At 45.4% G+C, this 12,441-nt stretch carries 9 protein-coding genes, 1 pseudogene and 1 other annotated feature; of the genes and pseudogenes, 6 read left to right on the forward strand and 4 right to left on the reverse strand.

From position 1 onward, the window contains the following. Positions 1–29 precede the first annotated feature (29 nt). Positions 30–145, forward strand: a sequence feature (Thr leader region). A 36-nt stretch (positions 146–181) separates the two neighbouring features. The 3 genes from thrA to thrC are packed head-to-tail and all read left to right on the forward strand — an operon-like array spanning position 182 to position 4,880. Further along, a complete protein-coding gene (thrA, locus tag Xinn_RS06400; protein WP_086954251.1) occupies positions 182–2,641 on the forward strand; it encodes a bifunctional aspartate kinase/homoserine dehydrogenase I in 2,460 nt (819 codons plus the stop codon). Continuing rightward, on the forward strand, positions 2,623–3,585 hold the full coding sequence (gene thrB, locus Xinn_RS06405; protein ID WP_086954252.1) for a homoserine kinase: 963 nt from the start codon (positions 2,623–2,625) through the stop codon (positions 3,583–3,585). Before thrA ends, thrB begins: the two co-directional genes overlap by 19 nt. Positions 3,586–3,587: 2 nt before the next feature. Then, complete coding sequence (gene thrC, locus Xinn_RS06410) at positions 3,588–4,880, forward strand: threonine synthase (RefSeq protein ID WP_086954253.1); 1,293 nt, start codon at positions 3,588–3,590, stop codon at positions 4,878–4,880. A gap of 62 nt (positions 4,881–4,942) precedes the next feature. Here thrC and yaaA read toward each other — a convergent pair whose 3' ends face one another. After that, on the reverse strand, positions 4,943–5,719 hold the full coding sequence (gene yaaA / locus Xinn_RS06415; protein WP_086954254.1) for a peroxide stress protein YaaA: 777 nt from the start codon (positions 5,717–5,719) through the stop codon (positions 4,943–4,945). Between the two features lie 327 nt (positions 5,720–6,046). Here yaaA and tal point away from each other — a divergent pair, with 327 nt between their 5' ends. Beyond that, the gene (gene tal, locus Xinn_RS06420) at positions 6,047–7,000 is read left to right on the forward strand and encodes a transaldolase (RefSeq protein ID WP_086956501.1); all 954 of its coding nucleotides are present in this window, start codon (positions 6,047–6,049) and stop codon (positions 6,998–7,000) included. A gap of 103 nt (positions 7,001–7,103) precedes the next feature. Next, a complete protein-coding gene (gene mog / locus Xinn_RS06425; RefSeq protein ID WP_086954255.1) occupies positions 7,104–7,679 on the forward strand; it encodes a molybdopterin adenylyltransferase in 576 nt (191 codons plus the stop codon). Between the two features lie 97 nt (positions 7,680–7,776). Here mog and Xinn_RS06430 read toward each other — a convergent pair whose 3' ends face one another. Both Xinn_RS06430 and Xinn_RS06435 read right to left on the reverse strand, forming a co-directional pair. After that, complete coding sequence (locus Xinn_RS06430; RefSeq protein WP_086954256.1) at positions 7,777–9,171, reverse strand: glycoside hydrolase family 1 protein; 1,395 nt, start codon at positions 9,169–9,171, stop codon at positions 7,777–7,779. Between the two features lie 109 nt (positions 9,172–9,280). Next, positions 9,281–10,705 (reverse strand): annotated as a pseudogene (locus Xinn_RS06435) (PTS transporter subunit EIIC); the annotation flags it as partial. 572 nt (positions 10,706–11,277) lie between these two features. Between Xinn_RS06435 and Xinn_RS06440 the strand changes: the two are divergent. Next, positions 11,278–11,925 (forward strand): ArsR/SmtB family transcription factor, encoded by a 648-nt coding sequence (locus Xinn_RS06440; RefSeq protein ID WP_244590149.1) that lies wholly within the window; start codon positions 11,278–11,280, stop codon positions 11,923–11,925. 254 nt (positions 11,926–12,179) lie between these two features. Here the strand turns inward: Xinn_RS06440 and Xinn_RS23400 are convergent, their stop codons facing one another. Further along, positions 12,180–12,368: a VapA/VapB family virulence-associated protein gene (locus Xinn_RS23400; RefSeq protein WP_211286004.1), complete on the reverse strand. Its 189-nt coding sequence runs from the start codon at positions 12,366–12,368 to the stop codon at positions 12,180–12,182. Positions 12,369–12,441: the final 73 nt, after the last annotated feature.

Consider the following 12,441-nt stretch of genomic DNA (forward strand, 5'->3'; position numbering starts at 1 on the left):
GCCCGGAAAATACAATTATCCCTAAAGTAATCACTGCAAACACAATCACCACGATTACCACCGAAACTACAGGTTACGGTGCGGGCTGACGCGTAAAACAAAATAGTAAAAAGCCCGTATCCAACAAGATACGGGCTTTTTTTTTGACGCTTTTTTAACAAAAGTCAGGAGAGATATACCAATGCGTGTACTTAAATTTGGAGGCACTTCAGTCGCAAACTATCAACGCGTACTGAGTGTGGCAGATATCGCTGAAAGCGAGCTCCCCCTTGGGCAGGTTGCTTTAGTTCTTTCAGCCCCGGCAAAAATCACAAACCATTTGGTGGCAATGGTAGCCAAGACGGTTGCAGGGCAGGATATTGTTTCCAACATCAGCGATACCATCCAAATATTTACTGATTTGCTGTCAGGGTTAAAAGAGCATCAGCCGAATTTCGATTATGAAAATCTGAAAACGCTCATGGAGCACGAGTTTGCTCACCTGAAACAAACACTGCATGGTATCTCTCTGCTGAAACAGTGCCCGGACAGCATTAATGCCTCCCTGATTTGCTGTGGCGAAAAGTTATCCATTGCTATTATGGCCGCCGTGCTACAGGCTCGGGGTCATAAAGTTTCTGTAATCGACCCGATTAAAAACCTGCTTGCTCATGGGCATTATCTCGAATCTACTGTTGATATCCATGAATCCTCCAAACGTATTGCCGCGCTGAATATTCCTTCTGACCATATTATTCTGATGGCTGGTTTTACCGCTGGTAACGATAGTGGTGAGCTGGTCGTTCTCGGCCGTAATGGTTCTGATTATTCAGCCGCAGTACTGGCGACCTGTTTACGTGCCGATTGCTGCGAAATCTGGACTGATGTTGATGGCGTTTATACCTGTGATCCACGCTCAGTTTCCGATGCCCGCCTGCTGAAAAGCCTGTCATATCAGGAGGCCATGGAACTTTCCTATTTTGGTGCAAAAGTTCTTCATCCCCGTACTATTGCTCCTATCGCTCAGTTCCAGATCCCCTGCCTGATTAAAAACACAGCTAATCCTGATGCTCCCGGTACTTTTATCGGTAACGGGCAAAAAGACGAAAGCATGATGATCAAAGGGATCACCAACCTGAATCATATGGCGATGATCAACGTTTCAGGCCCCGGAATGAAAGGCATGGTTGGTATGGCTGCCAGAGTATTTGCCGTTATGTCCCGTTCAGGTATTTCCGTTGTACTGATCACTCAGTCTTCATCAGAATACAGCATCAGTTTTTGTGTCCCGCAAAAAGAGCTGAACAGAGCGCAACGAGCGCTGACCGAAGAGTTCTATCTGGAGTTAAAAGAGGGGGCGCTTGATCCTATTGATGTTATCGATAATCTCGCCATCATTTCTGTGGTGGGTGACGGAATGCGTACACAGCGTGGCATCTCTGCACGGTTCTTCTCAGCACTGACCCGCGCCAATATCAATATTATCGCCCTTGCACAAGGCTCATCGGAACGCTCTATCTCCGCCGTGATTGACAATGACAATGCCACAACCGCCGTACGTCTCTGTCACCAAATGCTGTTCAATACCGCTCAGGTGGTTGAAGTCTTTGTTGTCGGTGTTGGTGGTGTCGGAAGTGCATTAATCGAACAAATCCGCCGCCAGCAATCATGGCTGAAACAAAAACATATTGACCTGCGTGTATGCGGAATTGCCAACTCGCGGGCAATGTTAACCGATATGCAGGGCATCAGTCTGGATAACTGGCAACAGGCTTTATCAGAAGCCAGTGAACCGTTCAGCCTGAGCCGTTTGATCCGCCTCGAAAAAGAGTACCATCTGCTGAATCCGGTTATCGTCGATTGTACATCTAATCAATCTATTGCCGAACAGTATGCCAGCTTCCTGAGCGATGGCTTCAACATTGTCACACCGAATAAAAAGGCCAATACCCTTTCCATGGCCTACTATCGTGAGATCCGCCGCGCCGCCGAAAAATCAAAACGTAAATTCCTGTATGACACTAACGTAGGCGCAGGATTACCTGTTATCGAAAATCTACAGAATTTGCTGAACGCCGGGGATGAGCTGGTTCAGTTTAACGGGATACTGTCAGGCTCACTGTCTTATATCTTCGGTATGCTGGATGAAGGTATGACACTTTCACAAGCCACCTTGCTGGCAAAAGAAAAAGGCTTCACCGAACCCGATCCGCGTGATGATCTCTCCGGTATGGATGTTGCGCGTAAGCTGTTAATTCTGGCGCGTGAATCCGGTTATGAACTGGAACTGGAAGATATTCACGTCGAACCTGTATTGCCTGCTTCATTTGATTCCAATGGCGATGTCACTGACTTTCTGCAACGCCTGCCACAATTGGATCAGGAATTTAATCGTCGGGTTGCAGATGCCGCAGAGCAGGGAAAAGTACTGCGCTATGTCGGTATCATTGAGCAAGGCCGCTGTATGGTGAAAATTGCTGCTGTTGATGGTAATGACCCACTGTATAAAGTTAAAAATGGTGAAAACGCACTGGCTTTCTATACCCGTTATTATCAACCAATCCCGCTGGTACTGCGCGGCTACGGGGCAGGAAATGATGTAACGGCAGCGGGTGTTTTTGCTGATATATTACGCACTTTGTCATGGAAATTGGGAGTTTAATGATGGTCAGGGTTTATGCACCTGCCTCTATCGGAAACGTTGGCGTTGGGTTTGATGTGCTCGGTGCAGCGGTTTCTCCGGTTGATGGCTCACTGCTTGGCGATTGTGTTTCAGTTAAGGCAGCCGAAAAGTTTACATTAAGTAATGAAGGGAAATTTGTCAGCAAACTGCCCGTCAATCCCAGACATAATATTGTTTACCAATGCTGGCAACTCTTTTGCCAGCATTTGGGGAAAGAGCTGCCCGTAGCTATGACGCTGGAAAAGAATATGCCGATAGGCTCCGGGCTGGGTTCCAGTGCCTGTTCGGTCGTTGCTGCGCTGGTTGCCTTAAATGAGTATGCCGGTCATCCTTTTGAGCGCAATCAGTTACTGGAAATGATGGCAGAACTCGAAGGCCGGATTTCCGGGGGCGTACACTATGACAATGTCGCTCCCTGTTACTTTGGTGGTCTGCAACTCATCACGGCGCAGGAAAATGCCGTTTGCCAGTCCATTCCTGCTTTTGATGATTGGTTGTGGGTGATGGCCTACCCCGGTATCAAAGTTTCCACATCAGAAGCCCGCGCAATTTTGCCAGATCACTATTCACGCAGTGATATCATTAATCATGGTCGTTATTTTGCCGGATTTATTCACGCCTGCCACTCCCGACAATCCGATTTAGCCGCCAAATTAATGAAAGATATCGTTGGCGAACCTTATCGCACGCAGCTTTTACCGGGTTTTGCCAACGCTCGTGAAGGCGTAAAAAAACTGGGTGCGCTGACATGCAGTATTTCAGGCTCTGGCCCGACACTGTTTGCAATTTGCAATGAAATAGCAATAGCTGAAGAAGTCGCTCAATGGCTGCAACAACATTACGTACAAAATGATGAAGGTTTTGTTCACATTTGTCGTCTGGATCTCGCAGGCGCACGACAGATAGGGTTAAAGGTAGAATAATAATGAAATTATATAATTTAAAAGACAGTCACGAGCAGGTCAGCTTTTCACAGGCCGTTAAGCAGGGGTTAGGAAAACAGCAGGGGTTGTTTTTCCCGCAGGATCTACCTGAATTCAGCCGTGCCGAAATTGATGAATTATTAAAACTGGATTTCGTCAGCCGCAGCCAGCGTATACTTTCTGCTTTTATTGGTGATGAAATCCCGGCTGACCAACTGGCTGAACGTGTTAAAAATGCATTTGCTTTCCCGGCTCCCGTATCGACAGTCGAAGATGATATCGCTTCACTTGAGCTTTATCACGGCCCGACACTGGCTTTTAAAGATTTTGGCGGTCGTTTTATGGCCCAGATCCTTACCCAGATCGCAGGAGAGCAACCAGTCACTATTCTGACTGCCACTTCCGGTGATACCGGTGCAGCGGTTGCTCACGCCTTTTATGGTCTGAATAACGTACAGGTTGTGATCCTCTATCCAGAAGGAAAAATCAGTCCGCTACAGGAAAAACTGTTCTGTACATTGGGTGGCAATATCCATACCGTTGCTATTCAAAGTGACTTTGACGCCTGTCAGGCGTTGGTTAAACAGTCATTTGATGATGAAGAACTGAAACAGGCACTGCATCTCAACTCTGCCAACTCGATTAATATCAGTCGTCTTCTGGCGCAGATTTGCTATTACTTTGAAGCCGTTGCCCAAATTCCCGCAGAAAAACGCGATCAATTAGTCATTTCAGTGCCGAGCGGCAATTTCGGTAATCTGACCGCAGGCCTGCTGGCAAAATCACTTGGATTACCGGTAAAACGTTTTATCGCGGCAACTAACGTTAACGACACCGTTCCCCGTTATCTGGCAGAAGGAAAATGGCAGCCTAATCAGACCATTTCTACCCTTTCCAACGCAATGGATGTCAGTCAGCCTAATAACTGGCCTCGCATTGAAGAGCTATTCCGTCGTAAAGGCTGGGCACTCAGTGAACTGGGGAACGGCGTTGTCGATGATAAAACCACTCAAAACACCATGCGAGAACTGGCAGCAAAAGGCTATATTTCTGAGCCACATGCTGCGGTCGCTTACCGTGTCCTTCGTGATCAGTTGCAGGAAGGAGAATATGGATTATTTTTGGGAACCGCACATCCAGCAAAATTCAAGGAAAGCGTCGAAGAGACGCTCGATCAGACATTGCCATTACCACAAGAATTAGCAGAGCGGGCAGATATGGAACTGTTATCCCATCTCCTGCCTGCTGATTTCGCAACATTACGCGAATTCCTGATGGCAAAAGCATCGAAATAATCTGATATTTGTCACTCCACATTTATTTGTGGAGTGACATTTACTGGTTTTTACGAGTGGTATTAATGCTGTTCCGGGCGTTTAAATACCAGCTCATTTCCTTTAGATAGGGATTCATCAAACGCGTATCCTTCCAGACTGAATTCCACCAGCCGGGCAGGATCAGTTAATTGATTCTGAATAATAAACCGACTCATCAGACCACGGGCTTTTTTAGCATAGAAGCTGATAACTTTGTATTTGCCCTTTTTTTCATCCAGAAAGACCGGTTTAATAATCTGCGCTGCCAGCTTTTTTGTATTTACGGATTTGAAATACTCATCGGATGCCAGATTTACCAGAACATCATCACCCTGCTGTTCCAGTGCCGCATTCAGGTTCTCCGTAATACGATCCCCCCAGAATTTATATAAATCCTTGCCACGAGGATTTTCCAGCTTAATTCCCATTTCCAGACGGTAAGGCTGCACCAGATCCAAAGGGCGTAATACCCCATACAAGCCGGATAACATTCTCAAGTGCGTCTGGGCAAAATCAAAATCAGCCTCTGAGAACGTTTCTGCCTGCATGCCGGTATAAACATCACCTTTAAAAGCAAGGAGCGCCTGACGGGCATTTTCCGGTGTAAAATTCGGCTGCCATTCACCAAAACGTGCAGCATTCAGTCCTGCCAGTTTGTCACTGATCCCCATCAGGCTGCTGATTTGTGCCGGTGTTAACGTGCGGCAGATATCAATTAACTGTTTTGACTCCTCCAGCAACACAGGTTGACTATACTTTTTTGTTGCAAGCGGGCTTTCATAATCGAGTGTTTTGGCCGGTGAAATAGTAATAAGCATGATTTTATTCCGAATTTCTGAATGCGTGTTTTTAAATGACGTCTCTCGATAATCGAGGCTTTTCCTCTCCAATTTAGCAAAAATAACCAGAAAAAGGGGAATGGATTCCCCTCTACCCGATGGATACCGAGTTGTATCGCAGCGACAAGGGAGTCAATTCCCGGGAGCATAGATAACTATGTGACCGGGGTGAACGAGCGCAGCCAACAAAGAGGCAGCTTGAAAGACGAAGTGTATACCTTACGAGCCGAGCCTGACCATGTTATTATCACCGGATGGCGAGGCAACCATGCCAAAGATTTTACGTATAACGATGAGATATTAAACATGACCGATAAACTGACCTCCCTGCGTAAACTGACAACAGTTGTGGCAGATACCGGGGATATCGCGGCAATGAAACTGTATCAGCCGCAAGATGCAACAACCAACCCTTCCCTGATTTTAAATGCTGCTCAGATCCCGGAATATCGCCAACTGATCGATGAAGCCATTGAATGGGCTCGTGCACAAAGCGATTCCCGTGAACAACAGATCACCGATGCCAGCGATAAATTGGCGGTTAACATCGGTCTGGAAATTCTGAAATTGATCCCCGGCCGTATTTCTACTGAAGTTGATGCTCGCCTCTCTTATGACACTGAAGCCAGTGTTGCAAAAGCAAAACGTCTGATCAAACTGTACAACGAAGCGGGTATCAGCAATGACCGTATTCTGATCAAGCTGGCTTCTACATGGCAGGGTATCCGTGCTGCGGAACAACTGGAAAAAGAAGGCATCAACTGTAACCTGACTCTGCTGTTCTCCTTTGCTCAGGCGCGCGCTTGCGCGGAAGCGGGTGTTTTCCTGATTTCCCCATTCGTTGGCCGTATTCTTGACTGGTACAAAGCGAACAGCGATAAGAAAGAGTTCGCACCAAACGAAGATCCGGGTGTGGTTTCAGTTTCTGAAATTTACCAGTACTACAAAGAACATGGCTACAACACTGTTGTTATGGGTGCAAGTTTCCGTAACTCCGGTGAAATTCTGGAACTGGCTGGCTGTGACCGTCTGACAATTTCTCCTGCATTGTTAAAAGAGCTGTCTGAAACAGCAGGCGAAGTTGAGCATAAGCTAAGCTACGAAGGTGAAATCAAGCCACGTCCTACGGCAATGACTGAAGCCGAGTTCTATTGGGAACACCATCAGGATGCAATGGCAACCGAAAAACTGGCGGAAGGTATCCGTAAGTTTGCTATCGATCAGGGTAAACTTGAGAGCATGATCGCTGACCTGCTATAGTCCTGAGCAACAGACTATTTTTTCTTCTTTAAAGGCGACATAATAACCGTGTCGCCTTTTTCACTTTCACTATTTTTATCTTTTGCTGTTAATTGAGGTTCGCATGAATGTATTACGCATTGGCCTCGTGTCTGTTTCTGATCGTGCTTCTAATGGCATCTATCAGGACAAAGGTCTGCCCGCATTGGAAGAATGGTTGGGAAAAGCACTAACGACGCCTTTCAGTATAGAAGCCCGCCTGATCCCTGATGAGCAAATTCTGATTGAGCAAACCCTGTGCGAATTAGTTGATGAATTGGGCTGCCATCTGGTACTAACCACTGGAGGAACAGGCCCTGCTCGTCGCGATGTCACTCCAGATGCAACACTGGCAGTGGCTGATCGTGAAATGCCCGGTTTTGGCGAACAGATGCGCCAGATCAGCCTCCAATTTGTGCCAACTGCAATTTTATCCCGTCAGGTCGGCGTGATCCGCAATCAGGCACTTATCCTTAATTTACCTGGGCAACCCAAAGCCATTGCGGAAACACTGGAAGGGCTGAAAAGTGATAGCGGTAAGGTCTTAGTAGCGGGGATTTTTGCCAGCGTGCCTTATTGCATCCAGTTGTTAGACGGGCCTTATATCGAAACGGATGAAAGTATTGTTGCAGCATTCAGACCTAAAAGTGCCCGCCGTTAGAATTTTGCAGCGAAGGACAGCCAGCTCTGTTTAACCATCAGAAATAATGGTGTTAAAAAGGTTCTGCGTAGGTCAGAACCTTTGAGAAGTCACTCAATCAGCTCAGACTGCCACCATGCGTTTCAATAACCTGTTTATACCAGTAGAAACTTTTCTTGCGACGGCGTTCCAGTGTCCCTGTTCCCTGCTCATTCTGATCAACATAGATATAGCCGTAACGCTTGGCTATCTCACCTTTTGAGGCGCTGACCAGATCAATCGGTCCCCAACTGGTATATCCCATGATCTCCACACCATCTTCAATGGCCTCCCTGACCTGAACAAGATGGTCATTAAGATAATCGATGCGATAATCATCCTGAATAGATCCATCGGCTTCCACTGTATCTTTAGCTCCCAGACCATTCTCAACAATAAACAGCGGCTTTTGATAACGATCCCATAATAAATTGAGTAACGTGCGCAAACCCACCGGATCTATCTGCCACCCCCATTCTGAACTGGCCAGATGTGGATTCGGGATCATATTCAGAATATTGCCCTGCTTTTTCTGATAGTCAGATTCATTGCCGGAAGTACAGCCACTCATGTAATAACTGAATGAGATAAAATCAACCGTATTCTGCATATCCTGCTTATCCTGCTCTGTGATCGTGACCTTGATTCCATTCTCCCGGAAATAACGCAGTATATAGCCCGGATATGCCCCGCGAGCCTGCACATCACCAAAAAACAACCACCTTTGATTTTGCTGAAGCGTTGCCAGCACATCATCCGGTTTACAGGTCAGTGGATACCTCAACCCTCCCAGTAACATATTACCGATCCGGGCATCAGGGATAATTTCATGGCAAAGTTTCACCGCACGGGCACTGGCAACCAATTGATGATGAATGGCCTGATAGACTTCTGACTGTGTACTGTTTTTCGGCAACCCGACTCCGGTTAGTGGCTCATGAAGTGACATGTTAATTTCATTAAATGTCAGCCACAGTTTTACTTTTTTCTGATAACGGGTAAAAACCGTGCGGGCATAGCGCTCAAATAGATCGATTAATTTACGATTTCCCCATCCACCGTACTTTTTAACCAATGTCCACGGCATCTCATAGTGGGATAATGTAATTAACGGCTGAATTCCGTATTTCGCCATTTCATCGAATAACCTGTCATAAAATGCCAGACCCGCTTCATTAGCCTGCGTTTCGTCGCCCTGCGGAAAGATCCGGCTCCATGCGATAGAAGTACGTAGACAGGTAAATCCCATTTCCGCAAACAGGGCGATATCTTCGGGATAACGATGATAAAAATCGATAGCGATATCTTTAAGATAGTGTGTATTGTCAGACTTTCGCTCAACGACTGGGCCCATAATTCCCTGTGGCTGGACATCCGAAGTAGAAAGCCCTTTTCCATCGGCTAAATAAGCCCCTTCGACCTGATTGGCAGCAACTGCTCCTCCCCATAGAAAATGTTTCGGAAACTGTTTCATACAAATATCCTCTTGAGTTACTCATTCGTTGATCAACAGAATTTAATGATATTTTTCACTGTTCATTTACTTTTGTGGAAAGCCTATGCGAAGGATGGGAAGAAGCCGGAAGCCCGAACAGCCACGTCAGTACAGTAGAAATGATAAAAGCCAGCGCAGTACCAATCATCGCACCCCACACTGTGTCATTGATGCCTGTTGGCGGGATCATCTGAGTAAAGCTAAAAATATTCATCAGCCCCGCTGAATAGATTGCACTGTGATAATAACCCACCACCGAACCACCAATAGCCCCCGCAATGCAGCCAAAAATAAACGGACGACGGTAAGGCAGCGTTACACCATAAACCGCAGGCTCAGTAATACCGAACATACCGGAAGTCGCCGCAGACCCCGCCAACATTTTTAATTTCGTATCCCGGGTACGCAGGAACACACCAAAGGCTGCTCCTGTTTGACCTATCACTGCGGGAAGTAACAGAGGTGTTAATGTATCGTGTCCGATGACAGTCAAGTTATTGATAGCCACAGGAACAAATCCCCAATGGAGTCCAAAAATGACAAAAACTTGCCAGACACCGCCCATAATCGCCCCGGCCAGTGCGGGAGCAAACCCATAAACCGCCTGATAGCCATTAGCCAGTAAATGACTCAGCCATGTCGCCATTGGCCCGATAACAAGGAATACAAGCGGAACAATCAGTATCAGACAAACAAGAGGAGTGACAAATCCTTTGACAGTGGCAGAAATATGCTCATTCAGCTTTCTTTCCAGTTTACAACTAACCCAGGAAGCAAAAATAATAGGGATGACCGATGAGCTGTAGTTCAAAAAGGAGAGCGGGAGCCCCATAAAATACTCTGTTGGGCTACTCGTTGGTGTACTGCCTGCCGCTGTTGATAAAGCTGCTGATGCATGAAAGGCGGAGATGATCATGGGATGCACCAGTGCTCCCCCGATTGCCATCGTAATAAAAGGATTCCCGCCGAATTTCTTACCGGCTGTATAGCCGAGCAATAACGGAAAAAAGTAGAATAGAGAATCGCTGGCGGCATACCAAACGTGATAAGTTCCGCTATCAAGAGACATCCATTTCAGGGTAACCGCAACTGCAAGCAGCCCCTTTAAAATACCCGCCGCAGCCATGACACCTAAAAATGGCGTAAAAATACCGGAAACAACATCAATAAAGCGGTTAAACAAGCTATCTTTATTATTGTCAGCATTATCAGCAGAACCCTTATCAACGAAATTCGAAAGCCCGGTTGTCGTTGTCGTCTGCTCAATAGAATTCAGTTCTTGCTTAACCGCCTGATAAACATCACTGACCTGATTCCCGATGACTACCTGAAATTGCCCTCCGCTTTCGACAACCGTTATTATGTCTGATTGCGCTTTTAACTTACTGATATCAGCCAGAGCACTATCCCGTAATTTAAATCGTAGCCGGGTTGCACAATGGACAAGACTGATGATATTCCCCTGACCACCAACATCTGCAATGATTTCCTGAGCCAATAGCTGGTACTTCATACTATTCTCCCCATTCTTCCATAGAGTGCCATTTTCTATATCCCAATGGATTTCAAGATGCACCACAACGGCAAGGGAATGATCGGGGTGAATAAATACAGTCAACTAAAGAGACGGCTTGAAAAGCGATGGGTATATTGAATAGAAATACAAAACAGCGTGCTTTATTCAGGCGAAAAAAAAACCTGACAATATTCCGGCATATCAGAACAGAAAATCATTGTCAGGTATTATACCCAAAAGATCTTCAGGCGATTCAACTGACAAAAACTTCAACCTGAAGAGCAACAAATGTATCTGAGTTATTATTAAAAGTAGTATTAGTTCACTTTTTGAGCCTAGTTTCTTTTGGTAATCACTCAAACTTTTCATCATTGAAATGTGACTGTGATCGCTATGTTCCTCAAAATTACATATGCCATTCAAACTATACTAAATATCCTGAGATGAGGTATCGCCCTCTCTGTTACAAAGCGTATTTGCTATTACTTGGCTAACACTCGAACCGCCGGAGAAACTTTGATATCATGACATTCAATAGACTCATTGAATATCATGATATTGGGAACCAGATGTCAATGTTTGATAAACAGATTCTTGTTGAGATCGCAGAAATAGCCAAAGTATTGGGAAATGTCCATCGCCTGACATTGCTTGAGTGCCTGATGGGTTCTGAACAATCCGTCGAATGCCTGTCAGAGCTTTCCGGCTTGTCTATTGCCAATACATCCCAACATCTGCAACATTTAAAGCGTTCAGGGGTCCTTCAATCCCGTAAAGTCGGTAAACATGTTCTTTATCGTCTGGGAGATGGCCCTGTTATGAATATCATTACCGCTATCCAGAAATACGCTGAATTTAATCGGGCAGAACTGCGTAGGTTGATTGATGATATGAATAATCAGGAAGCTATTTCATGGGATGAATTGTTAGACAGAATCAAGGAAAAGAGCACGATATTATTGGATGTCCGGCCAAAAGCAGAGTTCGAGCAGGGGCATTTACCGAATGCTATCAATATTCCTATTGATGAACTGGAGAACAGATTAGATGAACTGACTTCCAGCTCCAATCTTATCGCTTACTGCCGAGGCCCCTATTGTGTTCTTTCTGCCAATGCGCTTGAATTACTGCGTGCCAAAGGCATTCATGCCCGCCATTTTAAAAAGGGCTTTTCCGGCTGGAAAGATGCCGGAATGAATATTGAAAGTAACTCTTAGCTAATTATTAGACCTATAACAGGTCTATCTCTTATGTTTTTTAATTTTCAAAACACAACACACAGTGCAATAGCAAGGCAAGAGCATGAATATTCATTTCTTGCCCTATTCCGGAATAGCCGGCAATTAATACCTTGTCCAAATACTCACTGCTCATATTAACCATTCTCGTTTTGTGTCGGATGCTAGCTTTTACAAATTAAAAATATAAGATGTACTGGTATAATACAGTACATCTTATATTAATTTAAAAATCACCTCCATGAACCAGCCCCGCCACCGACACCTAGTAAAAAAGAAAGACCTACACTTTGAAAATGCCCAAGAAGATTACTACTTGAATCAAAGAACAATAAACTTATATATGCGAGTGATGCATTAAATTCAAAACTTACGGTATCCGCATAAAGTTTATCTTGATGTGGTCCAATGATTTTGGTCACCGTTATAGAGGTGATATTCTCACTTCGACAATTCAACAGGTGACATGATGAAAAGAAGTTTCAGCCCCGAATT

The sequence above is a fragment of the Xenorhabdus innexi genome (genome assembly GCF_002632485.1).
Classification (GTDB): domain Bacteria; phylum Pseudomonadota; class Gammaproteobacteria; order Enterobacterales; family Enterobacteriaceae; genus Xenorhabdus; species Xenorhabdus innexi.